The following is a 24,972-nucleotide window of genomic DNA, read 5'->3' on the forward strand; positions in this document are numbered from 1 at the left end:
CACTGTGGTACTGCCGTTGTGTGCTGCGCTCACTGGGCAGCCCCAGCGGCGGTTGCCGGTGAACGGAAGGACAGCAGGCGCTCGGTGTATTTCGCGAGGACGTCCACCTCAAGGTTGACGCGGCCGCCTGTGGCCTTGGCCCCGAGCCCGGTTTCGTCCAGGGTGGTGGGAATGAGTCCCACTTCAAACCATGGGTTCCCTTCTTCGGCCGGGCTGACGGCGGTGACGGTGAGTGAAACGCCGTCGACGGCGATTGACCCCTTTTCGGCGATGTACCGTGCCAGCGGGGCCGGCACGGCGAAGCGGAGGCGGTCCCAATTGCCCAGCGACTCGCGCTCCAAAAGCCGCCCGACGCCGTCGACGTGGCCCTGGACGACGTGGCCGTCCAAGCGGCCGCCCGCCTGGACACAACGCTCGAGGTTCACAGTGTCACCCGCGGTCAGTTCGCCGATAGTGGTCCGGACGAGGGTTTCGCCCATGACGTCAACGCTGAACTCCCGGCCGTCGATGTCCGTCGCGGTGAGGCACACACCGTTGACGGCGATGGAGCCGCCCAGGCCGAGCCCTTCAGTGGTGCTGGGGGCCATGAGGCGCAGCGTGGCGCTGGCCTCGCCGTCGTGCTCGACGGACAGGACCGTGCCTTGTTCAGCAACGATTCCGGTAAACATCAGTGTCCTCCTGTAGTGGTGTCCGAGGCGTCCTTGCCCGGAAATGGTTCGTGGTGTTCGGTGTGGGATTTCGTCCATGCCGGTTTGTTTCCATCCGATGGTCCGGACCTCAAATGCAACCGGAGGTCGCGACCCAGTGCATGGACTGAACCGCCGCCGGCGTCGTCCCAGTTCCAGTGCTGGGCGTCGGCGAGGGTGGAGATGCCGAGATCCGTCAGGGCCGCTGTACCGGAGCCCAACAGGGTGGGCGCAAGATAGACGATCAATTCATCCACGAGACCCGCGGCAAGGAAGGCGCTCAGGATGCGGGAGCCGCCTTCCACCATGACGTGCCGGACGCCTTCGGCGAAAAGCAACTCCAAGGCCTCGGAAGGGTCGCGGGTCGGCAAATGGATGAACTTGCCGTCAGTCCCCCGTACCGCGGCATCCGCGGGGACCTCCCGCAGCCCCATGACGGCCCGGAGCGGCTGGCTTTGCGATTCCTCGCCATCCGCCTCGCGCGCCGTCAGCCGCGGGTTGTCCACCAGGACGGTTTCGGTGCCCACCAGAATGGCGTCGATCAAGCGCCGCAGTCCGTGGTTGTCGGCCAGCGATTCCGGACTGGAGATCCATTGGCTGGTCCCGTCCGTGGCCGCGATCCTGCTGTCCAGGGTCTGTGCAATGTGAAGCGTGACGAACGGGCGCCTGGCTTCCACCGCGTGGAACCACTCGCGGTTCAGCTTCAAGGCCTCGGCGGCGGCAAGCCCGGACTGCACGTCCACTCCGGCAGCGCGCAGCGTCCCGGCACCTCCGGCGGCGGGATCGTGGGGATCGTCCACGGCGTAGACCACTCGGGAGATGCCGGAGTCAATGATGGCCTGCGCACAAGGTCCCGTGCGCCCTATGTGGTTGCAAGGCTCCAAGGTCACCACCATGGTTGTTCCGGTGAGGTCGAGGCCTTTTGCCTGCGCCTTGGCGATGGCATCCGCCTCGGCGTGTGGCGTGCCGGCGCCGCGGTGGTAGCCCGTAATGAGTTGCTCTCCGTTGGGCCCGAGCACAACCGCTCCCACCAAGGGATTCGCGCCACGGTGTCCCCGGAGGGCCACGTGCAGTGCGGTCTCCATGGCCGCAGACTCAGCCTCCGGGAAATTCAGCTTCGAAACGTCGCTCATGAGAGGGCTCCTGCAGTTTCCGGCTCGGGCATTGGCCTGAGCGGCCGGCTTTCACGTCGGTCAGCGCGCCACCAGACAAAGAATCCGGCAAGTGTGAAGAACCCGTAAAAGAGATACATAAACGCGCTGGCAAAGTAGCCTGCGCTGAAAAGCAGCGGAACTCCCACGATGTCTACGGCAACCCAGATCAGCCAGAATTCGGTCCAGCCGCGTGCCATCCCATACGTCGCCAGGAGTGAACCCATGAAGGTCCACGCGTCTGCCCACACAGGAGGGTAGGAACCCATGGAATCGAAGACGGGAGCCAGGGCGGCTGTTCCCGCAATCATGGCTGCCACCATTGCGATCCGCACTTTGGGGCTTGCCCATCCGGGCACAATGGCGCGGCCGTGGGTGCCCGATTGGAGGCCCTGGCGCCAGCGGTACCAGCCGTAGGCGGCGACGCTGATGAACATGATCTGGCGTCCGGCCTGGCCCCACAGGGTTGCCGGCGAGGCGGCACCGAAGACGTTGCCAAGAAAGACCGTCAGCAGGAGCAGGTTGCCTGCGATCCCGATGGGCCATGCCCAGACTTTGCGGCGCATGCCGCCCAGGGCGCCGGCGAGCCCGAAAATATTGCCTAGCACTTCGCGAAGAACAAGCACAGATCCGCCTACGGGAATCTGTGCTTCGAAGAGCCATCGCAGAAAGTCCATGTCGTTCCTTCCCTCGAATGCCGCGATGGCTCCGGGGGTGTACGACAGTGCGATGCCGGGCGCACGGAACGCCAAGGCATGACTGTACGTGCTTCTCCCATCCAGACTTTAACTGTCGGTACTGGAATTCCACCAGTTCAACCGTCCGCCGTCGTGATTCCCGTGAAGGAAACGCGATGGCTCGCGGGTCGCGGACTATAACCGCCGGTTCGGAATTACACCGACCCCGGAGCACGTATGTGTGTTGCTATTCTGACACAACTGGAGGCATGGCCGATGTATTCCCGGAGCAATATGCATGCAATTGCGTCATTGTTGTCACATTGCCGCGAGGCCGGCGGCACGCAGCCGCTCAATAGCGGCAGCGGGGTCCGCATGGCCGTAGACGGCGGAGCCGGCAACGAACACATTCGCGCCGGCCTCGGCTGCCCGGACAATGGTCTCCTCCGTGACGCCGCCATCGACCTGGATTGCGACGCCGATGCCCGAGCCGTCGATCGCCGCACGCGCCCGACGGATCTTCGGCAGCGTGACGTCCAGGAAGGATTGTCCGCCGAAGCCCGGTTCCACGGTCATGATGAGGAGCATGTCCAGTTCGCTGAGCATGTCCAGGTATGGTTCCACGGGCGTGGCCGGACGAAGGGCCATACCTGCCTTCGCACCGCGGGCACGGAGCTCACGGGCGAGCTTGATGGGAGCCATGGCCGCTTCCGCATGGAAGGTCACGGAAGCCACGCCAGCGTCGGCGTAGGCTGGCGCCCAGCGGTCGGCGTCGGCGATCATCAGGTGGGCGTCGAGCGGGACCGGGCTCACAGCCTGGATCCGCTCCACAACCGGCAGGCCGAGCGTCAGGTTCGGGACAAAATGGTTGTCCATCACATCGACGTGGACGGCGTCGGCGTTGCTGATTCTTTTCAGCTCGGCTTCCAGGTTCACGAAGTCCGCGGACAGGATGCTCGGGTTGATACAGCACTCAGTCAAGGCAGTTCCCTCAGTGTTGGTGGCGGTCTGATGGTTTTGGCAATTCTCCAGCTTAGGCACGCGGGACTTTCAGCCGCGGAATGGCGGCGAAGGTTACGGCTTCTTCCGGATAAGCGCCAGGAACATCGCATCGGTTTGATGCACGTGCGGCCACAATTGGGCGGTCAACTCGTGCCCGGCGCCCAGGTTGCCGCTCAGGCTGACCGCGTCCAGGGCCGCGCCGGCGTCGATCTGCTCCAGGTCGTCCCGCTTGCGCAGGACATCGCTGACGACGGCGGTGGTTTCGGCCGGGTGCGGGGAGCACGTCACGTACGCCACCACTCCGCCCGGTTTGACGGCGTCGATGGCCGAGTTGAGCAATTCGCGCTGCAACGGACCGAGATCGGCAAGGTCCTTGGGCGTCCGGCGCCAGCGTGATTCGGGGCGGCGGCGTAGCGCGCCAAGGCCGCTGCAGGGGACGTCGACCAGCACGCGGTCGAAAGTTTCCGGTTGTTCCTTGCCTACGTCGCGACCGTCGCCTACCCGCACGGTCCAGGCGTCCGCCGGAACCGCCGAGAGGGCTTGGCTGACCAGCTTTGCCCGGTGTTCGGCGGGTTCATTGGCCAAGAGGCTCGCGCCTTCCTGGCGGGCGAGGGCGGCCAGCAGCGCGGCCTTGCCACCGGGACCGGCACAAAGGTCCAGCCACTTCTCGCCGTCCTTGGCGCCCCGTCCGAGGTCCACGGCCGCGACGGCGCGGGCTACCAACTGGGATCCGACGTCCTGGACGCGCGTGGTGCCTTCGCGGATGGAGGACATGCGCCCGAGGTCGCCACCGCTGGACAGCGCCGAGTCGATGACGAGTTCGCCGGGAGTGGCCCCGCTCTCCAGGGCTTCATCAAGATTGCCGATGCCGGGCAACGCCACCAGGTTCACCACAGGGGCTGCGTTGTCGGCTTCGAGCAGTTCGGTGATTTCGCTCGCGGGACGGCCATGCATGACGAGCGATTGGCGCAGCGCCCTGACAATCCATTCCGGGTGCGCGTGGCGTATGGAAGCGATCTTGGTTTCGTCGGTCTCGTTTTCCAGCAGGTGGTCAAGCCACTCCGGCAGCGTCCTGGCGGTGACTTTTCGGAGCACCGCGTTGATGAGCGACGACGGGCCGGCTCCGATGACCGCGCGGGCCAGCCCGACAGTCTGGTCGAGTGCGGCGTGGGCAGGCACGCGCATGGCGAGCAGCTGGTGGGCACCAAGGCGCAACGCATCAAGGACTGCCGGGTCGAGTTGGTCGAGCGGCCGGTCGACGCACTGGGCGAGGACGGCGTCGTACATCCCCTGGCCGCGAAGTGCCCCGTAGCTCAGCTCGGTGGCGAATCCGGCGTCGCGCTTGTCGAGGTGGTGGTGGCGGATCCGTGAGGGCAGCACAAGGTTTGCATATGCGTCTTCCGAAGCGACTGCGCGCAGGACTTCGAACGCCACCAATCGTGCCGGATCCGCGCGCCGGGTCCTCTGGGACGGTGCGTTGGTGGAGAAACCGCGTTGCGGGCCCCTGTTGCGTTCGCGGCCTTGGGCGTTGCGGTTGCTTTCGCCGCGGGGACCGCGGTTGCCGTGGCCCCCGCCATCCCTGTTCCCATTGTCGTTGGGGCCGCGCCGGCCGGACTCATTCATTCGAATTCCACGCTTTCTGGTGTTGCCAAACCACGGGCCCAATCGGCCGACGGCATCATCTTCTTGCCCGCAGGCTGGATCTGCCCGAGCTGCACTGCATGGGATCCGGTCCCGACCAGGACGTTCTTGCCGTCAACCCGGACCTGGCCCGGTGCAAGGTCCCGGATGTCCGGGCGCAAAGCGACAGTCTCCAGTTTGACGCGCTGCCCGCGGAGCATGGTCCACGCTCCCGGCTCGGGCGTGACGCCGCGGGACCTGCGGTTGATGGCGAGGGCCGGTTGCGTCCAGTCGAGCCGGCCATCGTCGAGCGTTAGTTTGGGCGCGAGTGAGACTTCGCCTTGCTGGGGCTGGGGGGCCGCCTTGCCGGACTCGACGGCGGATAGTGTCTGGGTGAGCAGGATCGCGCCGCTGCGCGAGAGCCGCTCCAGCAAGTCGCCGGACGTGTCTTCAGGGCGTACGGTTTCCGTCAAAGTCCCGAAGACCGGTCCGGTGTCGAGTCCTTCTTCGAGGAGGAAGGTAGCAGCTCCCGTGATGTCGTCACCGGCGATGACTGAACGTTGGACCGGTGCGGCGCCGCGCCAGGCAGGAAGGAGGGAGAAGTGGAGGTTGATCCAGCCGTGGCGCGGCACTCCGAGTGCGGCTTTGGGGACGAGTCCCCCGTAGGCGACAATCGCTGCGACGTCCGGCTCATAAGAAGCGATCCGCCCGGTGGTCCCGGCGTCCACTTTCGACGCGTGGATGATGTCGATGCCCAGTTCAGCCGCACGTGCTGCCACCGGCGACGGCGTCAGGATCCGTTTGCGGCCGGTCGGGGCATCCGGCCTGGTCAGTACCGCCACGATCTCGAATCCGGCCGCGATCAGCGCGTCAAGGGACGGGACTGCTACAGCCGGGGTGCCGGCGAAAAGCACCCTCATTCGGCAGCCCCGAAGCTGCCGAAGCTGGAGCCCACAGTGTTGGCCCTCTTGGCGGTGGTCCGTTCTGTTACGGAGTGGTAGTTCGCCGCACGGATGGCCCGGAGGGCGGTTTTCCGGTCTTCACCCTCGAGGCGGTCGGTGAACAGGATCCCGTCCAGGTGGTCGGTCTCGTGCTGGAAGCAGCGGGCGAGCATGCCCTCTGCCTCAACGGACACGGGGTTGCCGTTCAGGTCCACGCCGGTGGCGCGTGTGGTCCTGCGGCGGCGAACCGGGAACGCGAGTCCGGGAATGGAAAGGCAGCCTTCCACCTCGTCAGGCTGGAAGTCATCGCTGTTTTCCAGCACGGGGTTGATGATGTGGCCTTCCACGCCGCCGATCCGGTAAGTGAAGACCCGCTGGCTGACGCCGATCTGCGGGGCGGCGAGCCCTGCACCGTCCACGTCTTCCATGGTCTCGGTCATGTCCGACACGAGTTTGGCGAGCTCAGGCCCGAATTCCGTGACTGGATCAGCAACCGTGCGGAGCACGGGGTCGCCGATGATACGGATACTCAAAATGGCCATGTGCTGTCTTTCCTCACGATCGGCGAAGCTTCGGTCCCCGCAAAAGGGGCCTAGGCCAGTTTAGTTGAGCCTGCGGGCGCCGCGGCGGCAGGGTACGACGGCGGAGCTACGGGGAGCAGCGCCGTTCCGGCTGCGGCCACATCGGCAGACATCTCCCACACCCGCTTCAAGGCGCAGAACTTCCACCAGTGGTGCTTGAGAACGTCCGGGTTGGCCCGCTGGGGACGCACTTCGGTCTCGCCGATAGCAACCGCAAGCAGGACAGGGTTTTCACCGTATTTCCACGGTTCCCACTCCCCTGCGACTGGATCCACAAGGCTCTCCTCGGCCTTCATGCCCGCAACCAGTTGCATCACCACCTTGTCGTCGAGGGGTTTCACTGTTCCATCGCGGGTGGTGCCTTTGGTCTTGTAGTCGATCAGGCAGACCCTGCCGTTGACTTTGGCGACGAGGTCAAGGGTTCCGGCGTAGCCAACGCTGGCGTTCCACACGGTGATCTCGGGCGCAATGGGCTCCACCCGGTAGAGCTCCCACCATTCGTCGAAGCGGGCCGCGAAGGCTTCCTCGCCATGTGAAGCGAGCTCTTCACGCGTCTCCTTCACGCGGTGCGTGCGTCCGAGGGCGCGGAGGGCCACTTGCTCGCAGTAGTTATGCACGCGGTCGCCGCGTCGTGCAGCGTCGTCCCGGTACACCTCCGCAGCCTTGGCTGCCTTGTTGACGGCCTGCCTTAGCTTGGCGGGACTGGACAGATGTTGTGGGAGTTCGGGATCTTTCGCCAGGCTGCTGGCACCCATGTAGCCGAACCAGCCGTCCAGGGAGTGGGCCTGCTGGCCGATCACTGTGGTGATGGAAGGGACCGAGAAGGTCTCGGACGTGGACCGGGCATACATCCGGCCGTATTCGGTGGCGTGGGCAAGCAGTGGATCTGTCATAGGAAAACTCTGTCACACACCGCGGACAAGAAGATGCGGAGCCTAGGTGGCTGCCGCCGAAAGCACGCTCCGTCGATCGGTGGGTCCCCTCCCGCGACCAAGGGATGATTTGAATATGCGAATTTCTTACGACCCTGAAGCACGGGCCGCCTATGTTTCATTGCTCGGAGCGATCGAAGATGGCTCATCGGTACGCCAGCTTGGCCCCATTGACCTTCCGGGCGGGGACGGCCAGATTGTGGTTGATTTGGACAGAGACGGACACATCCTTGGTTTCGAAATCCTCAATGCCGATCTCGCCCTGAGCCCGGAGGTAATCGCCAAAGCAACAAATCCGGGTGAGTGATCTGAAATACAAAAGCAAGCGCCGCTCCGCCCCGCAACCAGGGCCTCGACGCATGGCGCACAAGATTCCTTGACTCCCGGTGCCATAATTGGTCACGTCCGCGGATACGGGAGCGAAAAGTGGTCCTCGATATAACAACACTGCGAGTGGCCCTTGGCGTGGTCGCCCTGACGCTGCTCCTTCTGTTTTATGCATCCTTCAGGCGCACGCGGTCCTCCTACAACGGGTGGTGGTGCATCGCCCTCTTGTTCTTCCTTGCTGGAAACCTGGCCTTCCTTCTCAACGGGACACCACACCAAGTTTGGGCAAATCCTTCGGGAAACGTCCTCCTGGTGGGCGGGGCACTGAGTGTCTGGACCGGAGCCCGCTCTCTCCGGATGTTGCCGCCGCCAAAATGGCAGTTTGCTACGGCGTGTGGAATCACAGCGCTCTCGTCCCTATTGGAGAACCCCGGTTACAACACCTGGTCCGGGGGCCTGGTCTATCTGGGATTCATGACCCTGGGCATCGCGTTGGCGTCCCGCGACCTGTGGCTACTGGACTCCAGCTACTCCCACGTGCACAAGTCGATGGCCTTGGCCGCGGGGTTCCTGGCCGCCTACTATTTCTGCCGCCTGGCCGTGTACCTCGTCGACGGTCCAAGCGGACCGAATTTCCGCATGTATTTCGGCCCATCAATGGCCAGCCTGGTCACGCTGGTACTCCTGGTTGCGGTCTCTTTCAGCATGACCGCCCTCAGCAACGATCAGTTGATCAACCGGCTCAGCGAACGCGCTGCACGCGACAACCTGACCGGGCTGCTCAACCGTGGCACTTTCATGGACCTGGCCACCAAGGAACTCGAGCGCCTGCATGCCACAAGCCCTGTCGCCTCGTTGATCCTGGCCGACTTGGACCACTTCAAGGCAATCAACGATGAGTACGGTCATGCCGCCGGTGACGCCGCCCTGCAGGCGTTCGCGGCTGCGTGCTCCGAGTCAGTACGGTCCACCGACCTGGTCGCACGGTACGGGGGCGAAGAGTTCATCCTGCTCTTGCCGGGAGCCAGCCAGGAGCGGGCCGAAAGCATCGCGGCCGACATCAATCGCTCTTTGGCGGCCAGCAAGAGCCTCGACGACATCCACCTTCCAACGGTGAGTTACGGAGTCACCTCAACCCAGGTCGGCGCAGTCGACCTCACGGCGATGATTGCTGCCGCCGACGCGGCACTCTACGAAGCGAAGTCACTCGGAAGGAACCGGGTAGTCAGGGCGGCGCCTCGCGCATGATCGGGCCTCGATGGGCTTGAGGCAAGGAACCCGCGGGCAACACAAGAGGTCCTGCGCGAAACATGAACAATGTTTCGCACAGGACCTCTTTTTGGTGGGCGATACTGGGTTCGAACCAGTGACCTCTTCGGTGTGAACGAAGCGCGCTACCACTGCGCCAATCGCCCGTGCACAAGAAGACTAACTGACCCCGGCCGGAATTCAAAAATCTGTAAAGTGTCGGGCCGACCGACCAGGCAACAACCGGGAAAAGGCCCACGAATCACATCGGTGTAACTCGCAAAATCCGCGCCAATTCAAGGAACTAACACCCATTGCTTACGATTCCGGCAGATCGATTTGGAGTTTCCCGGAACCTCCTATAGAGTTTTTACTCGTCGGAAAGCGACGGAATGCCCCCTGCGGGCAGGCCGCCGAAGAAGACTATGCGGACGTAGCTCAGCTGGTAGAGCACCACCTTGCCAAGGTGGATGTCGCGAGTTCGAATCTCGTCGTCCGCTCGCAGGACACTGTCACGGCATTGACTTCTTGGAACCCCAGGAATCGTGCTTACACGGTGGGTTGGCCGAGAGGCGAGGCAGCGGCCTGCAAAGCCGTATACACGGGTTCGAATCCCGTACCCACCTCGGTGAAAACCTTGGTTTCCGGTCCAGGCCGGATTGCATTTGGGCGATTGGCGCAGCGGTAGCGCGCTTCCCTGACACGGAAGAGGTCACTGGTTCGATCCCAGTATCGCCCACCAAGGCAAGGCAACTTGCTTGTTGATGAACATCCGGCCCCGGCCGGAAGATCGTCATGTGCGGACGTAGCTCAGCTGGTAGAGCACCACCTTGCCAAGGTGGATGTCGCGAGTTCGAATCTCGTCGTCCGCTCTCGTATTTTAAGGTCCCGGCAACGGGCCGGCCGGCTTATGCCGATCCGGGCGATTGGCGCAGCGGTAGCGCGCTTCCCTGACACGGAAGAGGTCACTGGTTCGATCCCAGTATCGCCCACCAAGGCAAGGCAACTTGCTTGTTGATGAAAGTCCGGCCCGGCCGGAAGATCGTCATGTGCGGACGTAGCTCAGCTGGTAGAGCACCACCTTGCCAAGGTGGATGTCGCGAGTTCGAATCTCGTCGTCCGCTCCATTTCCTCGACATCTGGCCAGCGCCGCTGGTCAAAAGCAGTGACACCGTCCAAGCAGCTCCGCCGGAGCTGCTTTTTTTGTGCCCGCAGACGCCCACCACATGCCGCCTACCCATGCCGCTCACCCGAAAGATCAGCAAACCTGATCAATACCACTCAGCAAAAATCACTTTATCCAATGTGATTCACATCGCATACTTTCTTCAGGCCCAATTCGTCCACGCCCACACGCAGGAGCACCCGGTGAATCAACAAACAGTCGTTCGTTCGATCATGAGGAAGAAACCCATTGACGACATCGAGGAGGAAAGCAAACACAGCGGGCTCTTCAAAAGCCTGGGGCTCTGGCAACTGACAGCAATCGGCGTCGGCGGCATCATCGGCGTCGGGATCTTCTCCTTGGCCGGGCTCGTGGCACACGGAAGCGCGGACACCCCAGGTGTCGGCCCCGCTGTATTGATCTCGTTCCTGGTCGCAGGTCTTGCCTCAGCGGCAGCGGCACTCTCCTACGCCGAATTCGCCGGCATGATCCCCCGCGCCGGATCCGCCTACACCTATGGCTACGTTGCCCTTGGCGAGGTCATCGGATGGTTCATCGGCTGGGACCTCCTGCTGGAGTACATCGCAATCGTCGCCGTCGTCGCGATCGGCATTTCCGGCTATTTCGACGCGTTCCTTTCCGGGATCGGCGTCCACATGCCGGCGTGGATGACCTCGACGGCGGACGAAGGACATGGCGGCATCATCAACCTGCCGGCCATCCTGGTCTGCCTTCTGGTCACCTGGATCCTGTCCCGTGGAACCAAGGCCTTCGGCCGCTTCGAACTCGTGGCGGTGGCCATCAAGGTGGTCCTGATCCTGTTCATCATCGGCCTGGGCATCTTCTACATCAACACGAACAACTACAATCCGTTCATGCCCAGCGGCTTCGGCCCTGTCGTGGCCGGTTCAGCCACCGTGTTCTTCGCCGTGTTCGGCTACGACGCCATGAGCACCGCGGCCGAGGAAGCCAAGGACGGCAAGAAGCACATGCCCAAGGCAATCGTGCTCTCCCTTGTCATCGCGATGCTCCTCTATGTTGCGGCGACCCTGGTGCTCACCGGCATGCAGAACTACAAGGACATCAACCCGACGGCCGGTTTCGCCTCCGCCTTCAGCGGTGTGGGCCTGCCCGTCATCGCCACCATCATCTCGGTGTTCGCCGTGCTGTCGATCCTCACCGTGATGCTGACCTTCCTGCTCGGCGTTACCCGTGTCTGGTTCTCCATGAGCCGCGACGGTCTGCTCCCGGGCTGGTTTGCCAAGACGGACCGTCATGGCACCCCGCAGCGGGTCACCTGGATTGCCGGCATTACGTCAGCTTTCTTGGCGGGCGTGTTCCCCATAAAGGCCGTTGCGGACCTGACCAACATCGGCATCCTGGCCGCGTTCGTCGTCGTCTGTCTCTCGGTCATCATCTTCCGGTACAAGAAGCCCGACGCGCCGCGTACCTTCCGGCTGCCATTCATGCCGGTGGTCCCCGCGTTCGGCATGCTGGCATCCGCCTTCCTCATGACCCAGTTGCATTGGGAAACCTGGCTTCGCTTTGTCGTGTGGCTGGTCATCGGACTGGTCATCTACTTCGGCTACGGCCGCAAGCATTCGCTCATGAATCCGGACAGTCCGCGCCACCAGGAGCTTTCTCCCGACAAGCAGCTGTGACCCCCTCGAAAATTCGTTTGACATCACAGTCAAATTTTTCCTTGGCACCTCCAAGGTCTCGGGTTAGGATCGAAAACGGAGGAGCGAACTGGCTCCGTGATTGAAGGGAGGTGCCCGTGGGATTATTTGACGATCTGAAGGGCAAAGTTCAGGACCTCGTTGGTGGCAATGAAGAAGCCATCAAGGACGGCATCGAATAGGCCGCCGATTTTATCGACGACTAGATGCGGTTCAGAGAGCCGCTTCCGAGTTCGTGGGCAACCTCGACGGTTTGCTGTAAGGGCTACGGCCTGGACAGCTCCCTCCGCCAATGAGGCTCCGTAGCCGGTTCCACCGGCCAGAGCTCCCGAATACAGTTACGTCAACGGGGCACCGGTCCCGCCGCGAGGCGCCGCCGGTGCCCTTGGCGTTTAACCGTGGTCGCCTCGGCAGGCGGGCCACGGCTCCGGTAACGTGATGGACTATGCCAGCGTCATCTCTCCACACCGGACAGTCACGTCCAGCTTCCGCTTCCCGGCAGCTCTCCCGTCCGCTTGTGGCTGGAATTGTGACCGCGCTGGTCGGCTTCACTTCATCCTTCGCGGTGGTGCTCGCGGGCCTTCGGGCGGTCGGGGCCACCCAGGAACAGGCCGCCAGCGGGCTCCTGGCCCTCACCCTCACCTTCGGGCTCGGCGTTCTCTGGCTTTCCTGGCGGTCGCGCTTGCCTGTCACGCTTGCGTGGTCGACGCCCGGTGCGGCTTTGCTCGCAGGAACCGGAGTGCCCGACGGCGGGTGGCCGGCCGCCGTCGGCGCCTTCCTCATCGCTGGTGTACTGATCGCCCTCACGGGGCTTATTCCTGCCCTTGGAAAGCTGATGGCGAAGATTCCAACGGCCCTCGCCCAGGCGATGCTGGCCGGGGTGCTTCTGTCCCTCTGCCTTGCCCCGTTCAAAGCCTTGGGCACCGCTCCCTTGCTGGTGGCTCCCGTGATCCTCTGCTGGCTGGTCATGATGAAACTGGCGCCCCGCTGGTCGGTACCTGCCGCGCTGTTGGTGGCTCTCGCAGTCATCGGAATCTACATCGTGGTCAACGGCGTGAGCATCCCCACGAACCGGCTGTTGCCTGAATTGCATTGGACCACTCCCGCTTTCACGCTCAGCACGGTGGCCGGTATCGCCTTGCCCCTGTTCATTGTCACCATGGCTTCCCAGAACATTCCGGGGGTGGCAGTGCTGAAGTCCTTCGGCTACACCGTCCCGTGGCGCCAGTCGATGCTGGTGACAGGGGCAGGGACTGCGCTGGGGGCTCCCTTTGGCGGACATGCGATCAACCTCGCCGCGTTGAGCGCTGCGCTGGCTGCGGGAGAAGAAGCAGGTGGGGACCGGGGCCGGCGCTGGATCGCCGCCTTCACGTCAGGCCTGGCCTACCTCGTGTTGGCAGCCTTCTCCGCCGCGCTGGTGACCGTCGTGGCGGCCGCACCGCCAGGGCTCCTTGAAGCTGTCGCGGGCTTGGCGCTGCTGGGCACCCTGGCCTCCGCCATCGCCTCGGCGCTGGCTATCGCCGAAGAACGCATCGGGGCCTCTGTGACGTTCCTGATCGCAGCCTCGGGCCTCAGCTTCGCTGGCATCGGCGCCGCGTTCTGGGCACTTGCCGCCGGAATCCTGGTGCGTTGGGTCCTCAAGCCGCGGGAGCCCCAAAAGTAGAGCGTGGCAGGAGGTTTCCTACGAAGGCTCGTGGTTTTGGCCCTCACGCGCCAGGGCGGTCAGACGGGACACGGCGCGGAAGTATTTCTTCATGTACCCGCCGGTCATCATTTCCTCGGTGAAGAGCTTGTCAAAGGGCACGCCGCTGGCAAGGATCGGGACGTCCTTGTCGTACAGGCGGTCGGCCAGCACCACGAAGCGAAGGGCAACGGCCTGCTCCGTAATGGTTTCGACGTTGCGCCAGACAACTGCATCGATTCCTGAGATCAGCTTGCGATAACGGCTGGGATGCACGCCGGCAAGGTGGTCGATCAGGCCGCGGAAATCGTCCATGGCCACGGTCTGGCCATCGAACTCGGCATGCATCTGCCTCTTGAGGTCTTCGGTCTTCAACGGTGCCGGAGCGGCGGGCAAGCCGCGGTGCCTGAAGTCTTCCCCGTCGATCCTGACAACATCGAACTGGTCCGCAAGGACCTGGATTTCCCGCTGGAAGTCGACGGCGGCAAAGCGGCCGTCCCCCAGTGAACCAGGCAAAGTGTTGGACGTGGCAGCGAGCTTCACACCGGCGTCGGACAATTCACGCATGAGGCGGGACATCAGCACCGTGTCGCCCGGATCGTCGAGCTCAAATTCGTCAATGCAGACCAGCTTATAGCTGCTCAAAGCCTCCACGGTCTTCCGGAAGGACAGGGCGCCGACCAGGTTGGTGTACTCCACGAACGTCCCGAAGGCTTTCGGCCCCGGGGTCGAGTGCCACAGGGAAGCCAGCAGGTGGGTCTTTCCGACGCCGAATCCGCCGTCGAGGTAGATGCCCGCCCGGCTGTTGACCTTCTTGCCGAAGAGGCGTTTGAACAGGCCGTCTCCGTCTCCGGCTCCCACCGTCGCACCGAACGCTTCCAGGGCCTTGACCGCGGCCGCTTGGCTGGGCTGGTTCGGATCAGGCCGGTAGCTCTTGAAGGACACCTCTCCGAACCGTGGCGAAGGGTAGAAACCCTTGAGAATCTCATCCGCTGAGACCGCCGGCGTGCGCGCGACGAGCTGTTCGATCTGTACCAATGCGGTCCGTTCTTCGTGTCGTAAGTCCCCAGCAAGAATACCGGCAATGCCACGCCCCGGGCGGACACGTGATGAAGGCCATATTTCACCATATGAACGGGGAGGAGCTTTAGACCCCGGCCCTCGATACTGTGGGATTGGGGCCGGGCACGTCATATCGCCCGGCGCCGCCCGGTGTCAGTGAAAGTGTCAGTGAAAGGCCATACAAATGTCCTACCCCGTTGAACAGAACGAGAAGTTCGCCGCGTACTCCCACCCCGAACGCCTGGTGTCCACCGAGTGGCTCGCCGCGGCCCTTGAAGGCGGCGCGCTTGGCGACGGCAAGCTGGTTGTTGTCGAATCCGACGAAGATGTCCTCCTGTACGAGACCGGCCACATTCCGGGCGCAGTCAAGATCGACTGGCACACGGACCTGAACGATGAAGTCACCCGGGATTACGTCGACGGTGAAGCGTTCGCAGCCCTCGCAGCCGCCAAAGGCATCTCGCGGGACACCACCGTGGTGATCTACGGCGACAAGTCCAACTGGTGGGCCGCCTACGCCCTCTGGGTATTCACGCTCTTCGGCCACGAAGACGTCCGGCTTCTGGACGGCGGCCGCGACAAGTGGATCGCCGAAGGCCGCGAAATCACCACCGACGTCCCCCAGCCCACCCCGGGCGAGTACCCCGTGATCGAACGGAACGACGCACCCATCCGCGCCTTCAAGGATGACGTCCTGGCTCACTTCGGCAAGCCGCTGATCGACGTCCGCTCCCCCGAGGAATACACCGGCCAGCGCACCCACATGCCGGCCTACCCCGAAGAGGGCGCCCTGCGCGGGGGGCACATCCCCACCGCAGCCTCCATCCCGTGGGCACGCGCCGCTGCCGAAGATGGCACGTACCGCAACCGGACCGAACTTGAGGCCCTCTACCTCGGGGAAGCCGGCCTCACGGAAGGCGACGACGTCGTGGCCTACTGCCGCATCGGCGAGCGTTCCAGCCACACCTGGTTCGCACTGAAGTACCTGCTTGGTTTCGAAACGGTCCGCAACTACGACGGTTCCTGGACGGAGTGGGGCAATGCAGTGCGCGTCCCGATCGTCAAGGGCGCCGAGCGGGGTTCCGTCCCCGCACTCGCCGGAAAGTAGTCCGGAATCCCTGTGCCTTGCCGTATCGGCCTGCCAAATTGGCTAGGCCATTTCGAAGCAACGGGGGCCAGACCGGCCAGGACTTGCGTAAGCTGGAAGTGATGAGTACCAATACTTTGCCCGCCGCACTGGCGGAAATTGTCGATGACTTTCAAGCATTGACCGAGCCCGATCGCCTTCAGCTGCTGCTTGATTTCTCGCGCGGGCTCCCGGCCCTGCCGGAACGGCTGCTGGACCACCCTGAGCTCCTGGAGCAAGTGGTGGAGTGCCAGTCGCCCCTGTTCCTGACCATCGAGCAGGAAAAGAAGCCCGACGGCGTCGCCTACCGCTTGTTTTTCAAGGCACCGCCGGAGGCGCCCACCACGCGCGGCTTTGCGGGCGTTTTGCACGAAGGCCTGGACGGGCTGACTGCCGCAGAGATCCTGGCTGTTCCGGATGACATGCCGGAACTGCTGGGCCTCACCCGCGCAATCACACCGCTGCGCATGCGTGGCATGACGGCCATGCTGGGGCGGATCAAGCGCAAAGTCGCCGCGGCGGACCGCTTGTTGTCCTGATCCGGGGTACCGGGAATGGCCAAGAAACTAGCTTCACAGGGAACGCCGGCCACAGCCATACTTGCTGCGGCCGGCGTTCCTTTCACCCTGCACCCCTATGTGCATGATCCTTCGGCGGCGAGCTACGGGCTTGAGGCGGCCGAGGTCCTGGGTATCGATCCCGGCCGGGTCTTCAAGACCTTGATGGTGGACATTGAAGGCAAGCTCGCGGTGGGCATCGTCCCGGTGAGTGGCACCCTTGACCTCAAGGCAATCGCTGCGGCTCTCGGATCCAAGAAGGCCACCATGGCCGATCCCAAAATGGCCGAGCGACGCACCGGCTATGTCCTGGGCGGGATTTCCCCTCTGGGCCAACGCCAGCCATCGCCCACTGTGCTCGACGAATCGGCGTTGGCCTTCGGCACGGTCCTCGTTTCCGGTGGACGCCGTGGCCTGGACATTGAGCTGGATCCCGCAGACCTTATCCGGCTGACCGGCGCTCTGACTGCCCTGATCGGCAGCCCTTAGCAAACGCCGGGCGCCGCGCAATTACTCTCAGGCCGCCGCCGGCCCGCCCTCAACCCGACACCGGCCCGCTACGGGGCGTGAGGTGCGGAGCGAGCCACGAGCGTACCAGCCGCTCCCACTTCTGCGGATCCACGTTCCACTCTTTCGTGTGGCGCGCGCCTTCGAAGGGTTCAAAGGTGACCATCTCCGGATTCTTTTCGGCGAGGCTGGCCGAGGGTTCGTACGGAACGTACTCATCATCCACACTGTGGATTACCAACGTCGGAGTCCGTAGTTCGACGGCGCGGGCATCCCAGTCCATTGCCTTCAAGTCGACGGGCGCGGCCAGGCCGGTAAGGCGCCGGCCCAACGGATGCCCCAACATCAGCTGCCCGTAACGGCCCACGGCGTAGGGGATCCTGTTGATCTGAGCGTGGTGTGCCAGGACGTTGACCCAGTTGATCACCGGTGCGTCCAGGACCATGGCCCTGATCACATGGCGGTGATGCGAAAGATCGGCAGTCTGCAGGCAGATCGCCCCGCCCATCGACCATCCGAACAGGACCACCTCGTGGGCGCCGTGGGCGAGTGCGTACTCAATGGCGGCGTCGACGTCGTGCCATTCAGTGGACCCCAGGCCGTACCGCCCGTCCGGGGCAGACGGCGCCAGGCCGTCGTTCCGGTAGGAAACCAGCAGGCTGTCGAGTCCGAGATCGTGCGCGACGCGCACCGCGCGCAAGCCTTCGAGGCGGGTAGCACCCCGGCCATGGACCATGATCGCCCACACCTTCGCGGGCTTCGCTGCGCCTGACGGAATCAGCCACGCAGGCGCCTGGCCACCCTCGACATCGATCTGTACATCTTCCGAATCCAGGCCAAGCGCCGCCGGGGAGTCGTAGACGGCACCGCTCCACCATCCGCGCCGGGCCGTTGCCAGATCACCGCTGTAGACTTCCTCGACTTCGCGCTGCACCGTCCGCTCCGCGGGCGAATAGGATATGATCCGGCCGATCCGCGCGAACCCGGTTCCCCCGGCGAAAATGAGGCTGAACACGCCGTCGATGGTGGTGTCCGGGGTAGCTGCGAGGATGACCTGAAGCCCGTTGTCACCGCGCACCACCGCCAACACCTCTTGGTCAGCCTCGCGCACTGAGGGGGTGATGACCCGCCGGGCGAAATAGGCTGCGAGCGCCGAAGACCCTGCGCCCAGCAAGCCGGCAATGCTGCTTCCTGCAACGATCCCCGCAACGGTCCATTTGGCGCGGGCGGACATTTTCGCACCGTTCTCAACGGTTGGCGCAGCTCGGGTCATGGATGCCATGTGACCATTCTCCCGGTTGCATGGCCGTGTTCCGAACAGCGCCCTCTGTGGCGTTTCCTCCCGGGAGGCAGCGCCACAGCAAGAACAGAATTGCCGCGCTAAACCGTGCCTCCCGGCGCGGCTCAGGTCTACGCTGTAGCCATGAGTGAACCAATCGTCATCCTTACCGAAGAGCCTCTCGGCCCGGACGACCGCGTCAATATTGCCAAACTGATCGACGGCGGAGACTCGCCCCTGGTGGTGTTGGTGCCCGCTAACACAGAACGGCACTTGTTGGTGGACTTCCTCGAGAACCTCTCGTTGCTTGAAGTAGCCAAGGCATTCCGGGATCTGCTCGCAGAGGCACCTGATCCCCAGTCGGAGCGGGCCCAGGCTGCTGAGGCCTTGTCAGCGTCCCTGGCGGCCCTGGAAGGGCTGGGTGGCGGGGTGACGGGTGAAATAGTCGACGGCGGTCCCGTGGAGGGCTTGGTGTCCAAGGTCAAGGCACTCAATGCGGCACAGGCCGTCGTGGTCACGCGCCCGCACGCGATTGCCGATACCTTCCACACAGACTGGGCGAACAAGGCGCAGGACCAGCTGGGGCTTCCCGTGCTGCATCTCTATGCGGGCTCGGGATTTATCGGCGACTCGTGAGCGTTGAGACAGCATGAGCACTGCAGATAACAAGAAGTACTTCCAAGCCGCGGACCCCTTGGCCGGGGTTCCCCTCCAGGATGTCCCGAAGGACGGGCAATGCGTGGAGAAAACGGACGCGGAGTGGCGCGAGGAACTTACCCCGGAGGAGTTCAGGGTCCTTCGCCAGGCCGGAACGGAACGCCCGTACACGGGTGAGTACTGGGACACCCATACAGCAGGCGTGTACCAGTGCCGGGCGTGCGGCGCAGAGCTTTTCACCAGCAACGAGAAATTCGATTCCCATTGCGGCTGGCCGTCTTTCTGGGCACCGCTAGCGGAAGGCACCGTCCGGTACATCCATGACCGTACTTTGGGAATGGAACGGGTGGAGGTCCGCTGCGCCAATTGCGATTCACACTTGGGACACGTTTTCGAGGGTGAGGGCTACGGCACACCTACGGACCAGCGGTATTGCATAAACTCCGTTTCGCTCAAGCTTGTCGAATCCCCGGCCGGGCAGTAGTCCCGGGCGGTACGTCCGCGCCCTGGATCCCCAAGCCAAGGCGAAGCTACCGGCAGTCCCCCGAAGGCCAGCCCTCCCCGGGCTGGATCTTCCGGGGGCTGCCGGAACCACTTGCGAAAGAGTTTCTTATGCTCGGGCCACTTTTGAATTAGCGACTCTGGCCGCTTGCTACGCTCACCTCAGAACAATGATTCTTGAGGAAAGGCACCGTTGACGATGACCACCACCGTTACCACCACCCGTCCACGCATCACCTCGGACAACCGGGACTGGATCTCCCTGAAGGCCGCAGCCACCGCCCTCCAGGCGTTCCAGGTCCAGGATGGTTCCATCCAGGATTCCCTCCACCACGAGGCTGCCCGGGCCTACACGGCCACCATCATGGAGGCCATCAAGAGCCTGGCTCCCGCGTTCCCGCACGACGCCGCCTATCTTGAACTCCTGGTCACGGACTTCGGCCGCTGGGCCGACGCCGGCTTCGGAGTCCCGGACTTCCTCGACTCGCTGCTGGCCTTCCAGCCGCAGCAACACCGCGAAGACGGGCTCCAGCACCTCGTGGTGTTCCCCATGTACACCCAGAACGGCAGCACGAGCCGTCTTGTGGAAGCTGTCCTGATCGAGGTGATCTGGCCCGAGTTCATCGGCGCATTGGAGGCCGGCGAATACTCCAACAAGCTGTTCGTACCCATCCGTTTCCTGGACTTCACCCCCGGGTACGACACCAATTCGGCCGTGCTCTTTCCCGAGACCGTTGCCGTAAGGGAAACGCCTGCCTTCACGTGGGGCGCCATCTTCGCCGACCGTGAGGCCGCCCGCTTCCGCCGTGTCCTCAAAGCGGCCGCCGCAACGACATCCCTGAAGCTGCCCGCAGATGCAGCCGAGCTGTTGGATGACCAGGAACTCACGCAGCGGACATTCGTCATGTGGGACCTGATCCATGACCGCACCCACATGCGGGGCGACCTTCCCTTCGATCCGTTCATGATCAAGCAGCGGATGCCTTTCTTCCTCTATTCGCTCGAAGAGCTCCGCTGCGACCTGACAGCCTTCCGCGAATCCGTCCGGATCGAGAAGGACGAGGACGCTTCCCCCGACGCCCGGCGCCACGCGAAGCTCGTCCAGTACGCCGTCATCTTCGACCGTATCTTCCGCTTCGCGATCACGGGCAACCGGGTCCGCAACTACGACGGCCTGGGCGGCCAGCTCCTCTTCGCCTGGATGCACCAGCACCACGTCCTGCACTGGACCGACAGCAAGCTCAGCATCGACTGGGACGAGGCCGCCGACGTCGTCATCGAGCTCGGCGCCCGGATCGAAGAACTGTACTGGCGCTCCATCGACCGACCCAAGGCTGCCCACTGGCTCGCAGCGTATAAGCTCATTTCCGGTACTGTCACTCCGCACCCGGCTTCGGTCTGGGCGAAGGGCCCAGAGGCACTGCCGCTCGACGGACCGCCCCGCGGCCTCACCGACCAGGTCCTCGACGACGAATTCCCCCTGTCCATGTTCTACGAAGCACTGGAGAAGAAAATGCGTCCGATCATCGAATCAACCACCGGTATCACCGGAACGACCGCAGCCTCATGACCGGCGAACCGCTGACTGTCGTCGTCACCGGTGGCAGCAACTCCTCCGGCATCGCTGTCGCCCGCGCCTTCGCCCTGGCCGGGCACAGGGTCTTCACGATCGGCTCGAACGAGGCCCGCATCAAGGCCGCAGCGGCCGAGGCGGGCGACGACGTCACTCCCCTGGTGTGCGATCTTTCCCGGCTGGAGTCCGTGCGCGAACTCGCATCGGAGATCCACGGGAGCACGGAAGGGGTCGACGGCGTCATCCACCTGGTGGGAGGGTGGCGCGGCGCCAAGGGAATCGAAGACCAGCCCGACGAAGACTGGGCCGCCCTTGAGCAAAGCGCCGTTACCACCCTGAGAAACGTCTCCCGGGTCTTCTACAAGGATCTCGCTTCCTCCCCCACGGGACGTTTCGCCATGGTGAGTTCGACGGCGGTCGCCGCACCTACCGCCGGAGCCGCCACCTACGCGGCGGCCAAAGCTGCCGCGGAGACCTGGACCCTGGCCGTTGCCGACGGGTTCCGCCGCGATCAATCAGGAAACAAGGACGAACCCGTGGAGCAACACAGCGCAGCCGTCGTCTTCGTGGTGAAGTCACTCCTGGACGCGGCGATGCGGAGGGAACATCCAGAGCGGAAATTCCCCGGATACACGGACGTTGAAGACTTGGCGGCGGCCGCCGTCGGGCTCTTCGACAAGCCGGCAGCGGAACTGAACGGACAGCGCCTCCTCCTGGCCAAATAGACTGAAAGCGTGAATGAACAAGTGACGAGCACTACAGAAGAATTCCCGGCTGCCCTCGAAACGGAAGCCAGTGGGCGTCTCCACGATCCCTCCGTCCGCGGTTTCGCCTCGGACAACTACTCAGGTGTCCACCCTGAGATCCTGGCGGCCCTTGCCGCAGCCAATGGCGGCCACCAGGTCTCTTACGGGGAGGACCAGTACACGGAACGGCTCCAGGAAGTCATGGAGCAGCACTTCGGCACCGGCATCGAGTGCTTCCCCGTCTTCAACGGCACCGGGGCGAATGTGTTGTCCCTGCAGTCACTGCTCCCGCGCTGGGGTGCGGTCATCTGCGCATCGACCGCCCACATCAACATGGACGAAAACGGCGCCCCCGAGCGGATCGGCGGCATCAAGCTCCTCCAGGTCCCGACGTCGGACGGCAAGCTGACTCCGGAATTGATCGACCGCGAAGCCTGGGGCTGGGGCGACGAGCACCGTGCACAGCCCCTGGCCGTCTCCATCACCCAGACCACCGAACTCGGCACGTGCTATACGCCGGAAGAAATCCGGGCGATCGCCGACCACATCCATGCCAAGGGCATGAAACTGCACATGGACGGTGCCCGGCTCGCCAATGCCGCCGCCCACCTGGGCGTGCCGTTGCGGACGTTCACCCGCGACGCAGGCGTGGACATTTTGTCCTTCGGCGGCACCAAGAACGGGCTGCTGTTCGGCGAAGTAGTGGTCGCCCTGAATCCGGAGGCCGCCCATGGGCTGAAGTTCCTGCGCAAGATGAACATGCAGCTGGCCTCCAAGATGCGCTTCATTTCGGCCCAGTTCATCGCGCTTCTTGAGTCCGGGCTGTGGCTTCGCTCTGCGGAACACGCAAATGCCATGGCCTCACGGCTGCGCGCGGCGGTCGACTCCATCGAGGGTGTGGAGCCTACGCAGGCCACGGAGTCCAACGGAGTCTTCGCGGTGCTCCCCGCCGGCGTCGCCGATCGCCTCCGCTCCTCCTTCAAGTTCTACGACTGGAACGAAGCGAACCGCGAGGTGCGCTGGATGTGTTCCTTCGACACCACGGAAGAGGACATCGATTCCTTCGTTGCCGCAATCAAGCGCGAACTGGCGTCCGCATAGGGCACCGGACGGGGCGGCGTGGCTTCAAGGTTTCGCCGCCCCGGACACATAATCTGCGAAGGTGAACGCACTCGCACAGGTTCCCGCGGATTTCTTGCATGCGTTGGGAACGCTACGAAAAGCAAAGTGCCGGAGCGAGCTGCGGCTCGCGGAAATCCCGGCCCCCTCCCGCTTGGCCCCCTACGCCGTGGCCTTGGGGGCAGAGGTCTTCAGCCGGTCGATGCGTCCCGGCCGGACCCCTGTCCATGGCCCCGCTGCCATGGCATTTTCCAAGGAGAACACCCCGGGCTCCCCCGGCACGGCCGATGATGAAGACGATGAGCTCGCAACAGGCAGGTTCATCTTGCTCCACGATCCCGACGGCTCGGCTGTATGGGACGGGGAATTCCGGATCGTCACCTATATCCGGGCCCAGCTGGAAGCCGACATGGGCAACGATGCCATGCTCGGTTCCGTGGCCTGGACGTGGCTCGTGGACGCCCTCGAGAACCATTCAGCCCAGTACCGCGCGGCGGGCGGAACTGCCACACGCATCCTGTCCGAGAGTTTCGGGACCCTGGCCGAAAGACCGGAAACCATCGACATCGAACTCCGTGCCTCATGGACACCCGCGTCTTCAGATGTCCAGGCCCATCTGGAGGCATGGTGCGACATGGTCTGCACGTTCGCGGGGCTCCCTCCCTTGCCTCCCGGCGTCACTCCGCTGCCTAATCGGCGGCTCACATGAAGTCCGTGAGAGTCCGCTCGAATCCCTGGCCGGACCGGCCCCGCACGGAGTCGGTAAACTGAAGGCACCATGACCCCTGAAAACCTGGAACCCACCACGGCCGGCGCCCCGGCTGCTGATCCGACACCACACATCACGGTAGACGGCTTCGAAGGCCGGATACCCGAGATCATCGATCTGGATGCCCCGCGCGAGGGCGTGCCCCTTGTCATCGACACCCTGTCCGGCCTGGAGCGATGCGCCGCTGCCATCGCCGCGGGATCCGGCCCCGCCGGGGTCGACGCCGAACGTGCCTCCGGCTTCCGTTACGGGCAGCGCGCCTTCCTCGTGCAGATCAGGCGCGACGGCGCAGGCACCTGGCTGATCGACCCGGAACCCTTCGATGACCTGAAAATCATCAACGAAGCGCTGCGCGGCGTCGAGTGGATCCTGCACGCCGCGACGCAGGATCTTCCATGCTTGGCCGAGCTTGGCATGTGGCCAGACAAGCTCTTCGACACGGAACTCGCCGCACGCCTTGCCGGATTGCCTCGCGTGGGCCTCGCAGCCGTCATCGAGCAGCTCCTGGGCTTCGGCCTCGCCAAGGAACACTCGGCTGCCGACTGGTCCACCCGCCCCCTCCCCGAACCTTGGCTGCGGTACGCAGCCCTCGACGTCGAGGAGCTCGCCGAACTGCGCGAAGAACTCATTGAACTCCTGGAAGCGGATGGCAAGCTGGAATTTGCCGAACAGGAATTCGCCGGCATCCTCGGAGCAGGCCTTCCAGCCCCGCGGGTGGACCCGTGGCGCAAGACCTCCGGACTGCACCAGATCCGTGACCGCCGCCAGTTGGCTGCCGTGCGCGAGCTTTGGTATGAACGGGATCAGCTCGCGCGGAAACGGGATGTTGCTCCCAGCCGCCTCATTCCCGATTCGGCCCTGGTCGCCGCGGCCAAGGCCATGCCCACAACCGTTCCGCAGCTCCTGGCCACCAAAGGTTTCCACGGGCGGGCCGCACAGCGCGAAGCACCCCGCTGGCTGCGCTGCATTGCCGGCGCGCGGAACACCGAAGACGTTCCGCCGCTGCATCTTCCAACCAACGCTCCCCCGCCTCCACGGGTCTGGACAGACCGCGATCCCGAAGCCGCGGCCCGCTTGGGGACTGCCCGGCCCCGGCTTCAAGAGGCGGCCGATGGGCTCAAACTTCCGGTGGAGAACCTGCTCACTCCGGATTACATGAGGCGCGTGCTGTGGCGGCCGCCGTCGGACATCACTGTGGAGTCCGTGTCGGAAGAGCTGCGCGCCCTCGGCGCCCGCGAGTGGCAAATCGCCATCACGGCGCCGATCCTCACCGAGGCGTCACTGAATCCGCAACCACTGCCGCCCAAGGAACCCAAAGAGCCACGGAACCCGGCTTCCAAGGAACGGACCCCGGCCCCGTAGACCGAGGTTCCCGCGTCCCTCCGC

The 24,972-nt window shown here is 64.0% G+C and carries 24 protein-coding genes, 7 tRNA genes and 1 riboswitch; of the genes, 20 read left to right on the forward strand and 11 right to left on the reverse strand.

The features are described 5' to 3' along the window. Positions 1-29: 29 nt before the first annotated feature. From ABD742_RS13625 to ABD742_RS13660, 8 genes are all read right to left on the reverse strand, one after another. Positions 30-668 (reverse strand): riboflavin synthase, encoded by a 639-nt coding sequence (locus ABD742_RS13625; protein WP_234750217.1) that lies wholly within the window; start codon positions 666-668, stop codon positions 30-32. Beyond that, positions 668-1,819, reverse strand: a complete 1,152-nt coding sequence (gene ribD, locus ABD742_RS13630; protein WP_234750215.1) for a bifunctional diaminohydroxyphosphoribosylaminopyrimidine deaminase/5-amino-6-(5-phosphoribosylamino)uracil reductase RibD — start codon at positions 1,817-1,819, stop codon at positions 668-670. The genes ABD742_RS13625 and ribD overlap by 1 nt, the downstream gene beginning before the upstream one ends. Then, positions 1,816-2,514 (reverse strand): nicotinamide riboside transporter PnuC, encoded by a 699-nt coding sequence (gene pnuC / locus ABD742_RS13635; RefSeq protein WP_234750696.1) that lies wholly within the window; start codon positions 2,512-2,514, stop codon positions 1,816-1,818. Before pnuC ends, ribD begins: the two co-directional genes overlap by 4 nt. Positions 2,515-2,598: 84 nt before the next feature. Next, positions 2,599-2,753, reverse strand: a riboswitch (FMN riboswitch). A gap of 79 nt (positions 2,754-2,832) precedes the next feature. Then, positions 2,833-3,495, reverse strand: a complete 663-nt coding sequence (rpe, locus tag ABD742_RS13640) for a ribulose-phosphate 3-epimerase (RefSeq protein WP_234750213.1) — start codon at positions 3,493-3,495, stop codon at positions 2,833-2,835. Between the two features lie 93 nt (positions 3,496-3,588). Further along, a complete protein-coding gene (locus ABD742_RS13645; RefSeq protein WP_234750211.1) occupies positions 3,589-5,139 on the reverse strand; it encodes an RsmB/NOP family class I SAM-dependent RNA methyltransferase in 1,551 nt (516 codons plus the stop codon). Continuing rightward, the gene (fmt, locus tag ABD742_RS13650; protein WP_234750208.1) at positions 5,136-6,056 is read right to left on the reverse strand and encodes a methionyl-tRNA formyltransferase; all 921 of its coding nucleotides are present in this window, start codon (positions 6,054-6,056) and stop codon (positions 5,136-5,138) included. The genes ABD742_RS13645 and fmt overlap by 4 nt, the downstream gene beginning before the upstream one ends. After that, on the reverse strand, positions 6,053-6,619 hold the full coding sequence (gene def / locus ABD742_RS13655; RefSeq protein WP_234750205.1) for a peptide deformylase: 567 nt from the start codon (positions 6,617-6,619) through the stop codon (positions 6,053-6,055). The genes fmt and def overlap by 4 nt, the downstream gene beginning before the upstream one ends. A gap of 50 nt (positions 6,620-6,669) precedes the next feature. Beyond that, a complete protein-coding gene (locus ABD742_RS13660) occupies positions 6,670-7,551 on the reverse strand; it encodes a PD-(D/E)XK nuclease family protein (RefSeq protein ID WP_234750202.1) in 882 nt (293 codons plus the stop codon). Positions 7,552-7,666: 115 nt separating this feature from the next. Here ABD742_RS13660 and ABD742_RS13665 point away from each other — a divergent pair, with 115 nt between their 5' ends. Both ABD742_RS13665 and ABD742_RS13670 read left to right on the forward strand, forming a co-directional pair. Further along, positions 7,667-7,897 (forward strand): DUF2283 domain-containing protein, encoded by a 231-nt coding sequence (locus ABD742_RS13665; RefSeq protein WP_234750200.1) that lies wholly within the window; start codon positions 7,667-7,669, stop codon positions 7,895-7,897. A 119-nt stretch (positions 7,898-8,016) separates the two neighbouring features. Continuing rightward, a complete protein-coding gene (locus tag ABD742_RS13670; RefSeq protein WP_234750197.1) occupies positions 8,017-9,165 on the forward strand; it encodes a GGDEF domain-containing protein in 1,149 nt (382 codons plus the stop codon). Positions 9,166-9,257: 92 nt separating this feature from the next. Here ABD742_RS13670 and ABD742_RS13675 read toward each other — a convergent pair. Then, positions 9,258-9,332, reverse strand: a tRNA-Val gene (locus tag ABD742_RS13675). A gap of 260 nt (positions 9,333-9,592) precedes the next feature. On the opposite strand from ABD742_RS13675, the gene ABD742_RS13680 reads away from it, so the two are divergent. The 8 genes from ABD742_RS13680 to ABD742_RS13720 all read left to right on the forward strand — a co-directional run bounded on the left by ABD742_RS13680 (position 9,593) and on the right by ABD742_RS13720 (position 13,672). After that, a tRNA-Gly gene (locus tag ABD742_RS13680) sits at positions 9,593-9,665 on the forward strand. A 55-nt stretch (positions 9,666-9,720) separates the two neighbouring features. Beyond that, positions 9,721-9,791, forward strand: a tRNA-Cys gene (locus ABD742_RS13685). Positions 9,792-9,832: 41 nt separating this feature from the next. Further along, positions 9,833-9,907 (forward strand) — tRNA-Val (locus ABD742_RS13690). Between the two features lie 57 nt (positions 9,908-9,964). Next, a tRNA-Gly gene (locus ABD742_RS13695) sits at positions 9,965-10,037 on the forward strand. 48 nt (positions 10,038-10,085) lie between these two features. Further along, a tRNA-Val gene (locus ABD742_RS13700) sits at positions 10,086-10,160 on the forward strand. A 56-nt stretch (positions 10,161-10,216) separates the two neighbouring features. After that, positions 10,217-10,292, forward strand: a tRNA-Gly gene (locus tag ABD742_RS13705). 241 nt (positions 10,293-10,533) lie between these two features. Then, on the forward strand, positions 10,534-11,991 hold the full coding sequence (locus ABD742_RS13710; protein ID WP_344788226.1) for an amino acid permease: 1,458 nt from the start codon (positions 10,534-10,536) through the stop codon (positions 11,989-11,991). A 463-nt stretch (positions 11,992-12,454) separates the two neighbouring features. Next, the gene (locus ABD742_RS13720; RefSeq protein ID WP_234750191.1) at positions 12,455-13,672 is read left to right on the forward strand and encodes a benzoate/H(+) symporter BenE family transporter; all 1,218 of its coding nucleotides are present in this window, start codon (positions 12,455-12,457) and stop codon (positions 13,670-13,672) included. Positions 13,673-13,690: 18 nt separating this feature from the next. Here the strand turns inward: ABD742_RS13720 and zapE are convergent, their stop codons facing one another. Continuing rightward, positions 13,691-14,728 carry a cell division protein ZapE gene (gene zapE, locus ABD742_RS13725; RefSeq protein WP_234750189.1) on the reverse strand — a complete coding sequence of 346 codons (1,038 nt, stop codon included), beginning with the start codon at positions 14,726-14,728 and terminating at the stop codon, positions 13,691-13,693. Between the two features lie 208 nt (positions 14,729-14,936). Between zapE and ABD742_RS13730 the strand changes: the two genes are divergently transcribed. From ABD742_RS13730 to ybaK, 3 genes are all read left to right on the forward strand, one after another. Further along, complete coding sequence (locus ABD742_RS13730; RefSeq protein ID WP_234750187.1) at positions 14,937-15,860, forward strand: sulfurtransferase; 924 nt, start codon at positions 14,937-14,939, stop codon at positions 15,858-15,860. A gap of 101 nt (positions 15,861-15,961) precedes the next feature. Then, the gene (locus ABD742_RS13735; protein ID WP_234750185.1) at positions 15,962-16,417 is read left to right on the forward strand and encodes a SufE family protein; all 456 of its coding nucleotides are present in this window, start codon (positions 15,962-15,964) and stop codon (positions 16,415-16,417) included. A gap of 15 nt (positions 16,418-16,432) precedes the next feature. After that, entirely contained in the window at positions 16,433-16,924 is a 492-nt protein-coding gene (gene ybaK, locus ABD742_RS13740) for a Cys-tRNA(Pro) deacylase (protein ID WP_234750183.1), read from the forward strand. A 49-nt stretch (positions 16,925-16,973) separates the two neighbouring features. Here ybaK and ABD742_RS13745 read toward each other — a convergent pair whose 3' ends face one another. Further along, a complete protein-coding gene (locus tag ABD742_RS13745) occupies positions 16,974-18,215 on the reverse strand; it encodes an alpha/beta hydrolase family protein (protein WP_372460912.1) in 1,242 nt (413 codons plus the stop codon). Between the two features lie 150 nt (positions 18,216-18,365). Here ABD742_RS13745 and ABD742_RS13750 point away from each other — a divergent pair, with 150 nt between their 5' ends. The 7 genes from ABD742_RS13750 (at position 18,366) to ABD742_RS13780 (ending at position 24,948) form a co-directional block, all read left to right on the forward strand. Next, positions 18,366-18,857 carry a hypothetical protein gene (locus ABD742_RS13750; protein ID WP_234750177.1) on the forward strand — a complete coding sequence of 164 codons (492 nt, stop codon included), beginning with the start codon at positions 18,366-18,368 and terminating at the stop codon, positions 18,855-18,857. A 13-nt stretch (positions 18,858-18,870) separates the two neighbouring features. Beyond that, entirely contained in the window at positions 18,871-19,362 is a 492-nt protein-coding gene (gene msrB / locus ABD742_RS13755) for a peptide-methionine (R)-S-oxide reductase MsrB (protein ID WP_234750175.1), read from the forward strand. A 216-nt stretch (positions 19,363-19,578) separates the two neighbouring features. Continuing rightward, complete coding sequence (locus ABD742_RS13760) at positions 19,579-20,949, forward strand: DUF6421 family protein (RefSeq protein WP_234750166.1); 1,371 nt, start codon at positions 19,579-19,581, stop codon at positions 20,947-20,949. Then, complete coding sequence (locus ABD742_RS13765; protein WP_234750155.1) at positions 20,946-21,677, forward strand: SDR family oxidoreductase; 732 nt, start codon at positions 20,946-20,948, stop codon at positions 21,675-21,677. The genes ABD742_RS13760 and ABD742_RS13765 overlap by 4 nt, the downstream gene beginning before the upstream one ends. Before the next feature lie 9 nt (positions 21,678-21,686). After that, a complete protein-coding gene (locus tag ABD742_RS13770) occupies positions 21,687-22,799 on the forward strand; it encodes a threonine aldolase family protein (RefSeq protein ID WP_234750153.1) in 1,113 nt (370 codons plus the stop codon). A gap of 61 nt (positions 22,800-22,860) precedes the next feature. After that, complete coding sequence (locus ABD742_RS13775) at positions 22,861-23,526, forward strand: DUF3000 domain-containing protein (protein ID WP_234750150.1); 666 nt, start codon at positions 22,861-22,863, stop codon at positions 23,524-23,526. Between the two features lie 69 nt (positions 23,527-23,595). Further along, positions 23,596-24,948 (forward strand): HRDC domain-containing protein, encoded by a 1,353-nt coding sequence (locus ABD742_RS13780; protein ID WP_234750143.1) that lies wholly within the window; start codon positions 23,596-23,598, stop codon positions 24,946-24,948. The last annotated feature ends 24 nt before the right edge of the window (positions 24,949-24,972 follow it).

It is taken from the genome of Arthrobacter ramosus, assembly GCF_039535095.1.
Taxonomy (GTDB): Bacteria; Actinomycetota; Actinomycetes; order Actinomycetales; family Micrococcaceae; genus Arthrobacter; species Arthrobacter ramosus.

Coding starts and splice junctions, on each gene's coding strand:
- pnuC (WP_234750696.1), bottom strand. CDS start 2,514: ATGGACTTTCTGCGATGGCTCTTCGAAGCACAGATTCCCGTAGGCGGA.
- ABD742_RS13720 (WP_234750191.1), top strand. CDS start 12,455: ATGCCAGCGTCATCTCTCCACACCGGACAGTCACGTCCAGCTTCCGCT.
- ABD742_RS13750 (WP_234750177.1), top strand. CDS start 18,366: ATGAGTGAACCAATCGTCATCCTTACCGAAGAGCCTCTCGGCCCGGAC.
- ABD742_RS13760 (WP_234750166.1), top strand. CDS start 19,579: ATGACCACCACCGTTACCACCACCCGTCCACGCATCACCTCGGACAAC.
- def (WP_234750205.1), bottom strand. CDS start 6,619: ATGGCCATTTTGAGTATCCGTATCATCGGCGACCCCGTGCTCCGCACG.
- ABD742_RS13730 (WP_234750187.1), top strand. CDS start 14,937: ATGTCCTACCCCGTTGAACAGAACGAGAAGTTCGCCGCGTACTCCCAC.
- ABD742_RS13625 (WP_234750217.1), bottom strand. CDS start 668: ATGTTTACCGGAATCGTTGCTGAACAAGGCACGGTCCTGTCCGTCGAG.
- msrB (WP_234750175.1), top strand. CDS start 18,871: ATGAGCACTGCAGATAACAAGAAGTACTTCCAAGCCGCGGACCCCTTG.
- ABD742_RS13645 (WP_234750211.1), bottom strand. CDS start 5,139: ATGAATGAGTCCGGCCGGCGCGGCCCCAACGACAATGGGAACAGGGAT.
- ABD742_RS13745 (WP_372460912.1), bottom strand. CDS start 18,215: ATGACCCGAGCTGCGCCAACCGTTGAGAACGGTGCGAAAATGTCCGCC.
- ABD742_RS13765 (WP_234750155.1), top strand. CDS start 20,946: ATGACCGGCGAACCGCTGACTGTCGTCGTCACCGGTGGCAGCAACTCC.
- ABD742_RS13660 (WP_234750202.1), bottom strand. CDS start 7,551: ATGACAGATCCACTGCTTGCCCACGCCACCGAATACGGCCGGATGTAT.
- ribD (WP_234750215.1), bottom strand. CDS start 1,819: ATGAGCGACGTTTCGAAGCTGAATTTCCCGGAGGCTGAGTCTGCGGCC.
- ybaK (WP_234750183.1), top strand. CDS start 16,433: ATGGCCAAGAAACTAGCTTCACAGGGAACGCCGGCCACAGCCATACTT.
- fmt (WP_234750208.1), bottom strand. CDS start 6,056: ATGAGGGTGCTTTTCGCCGGCACCCCGGCTGTAGCAGTCCCGTCCCTT.
- ABD742_RS13665 (WP_234750200.1), top strand. CDS start 7,667: ATGCGAATTTCTTACGACCCTGAAGCACGGGCCGCCTATGTTTCATTG.
- ABD742_RS13735 (WP_234750185.1), top strand. CDS start 15,962: ATGAGTACCAATACTTTGCCCGCCGCACTGGCGGAAATTGTCGATGAC.
- ABD742_RS13780 (WP_234750143.1), top strand. CDS start 23,596: ATGACCCCTGAAAACCTGGAACCCACCACGGCCGGCGCCCCGGCTGCT.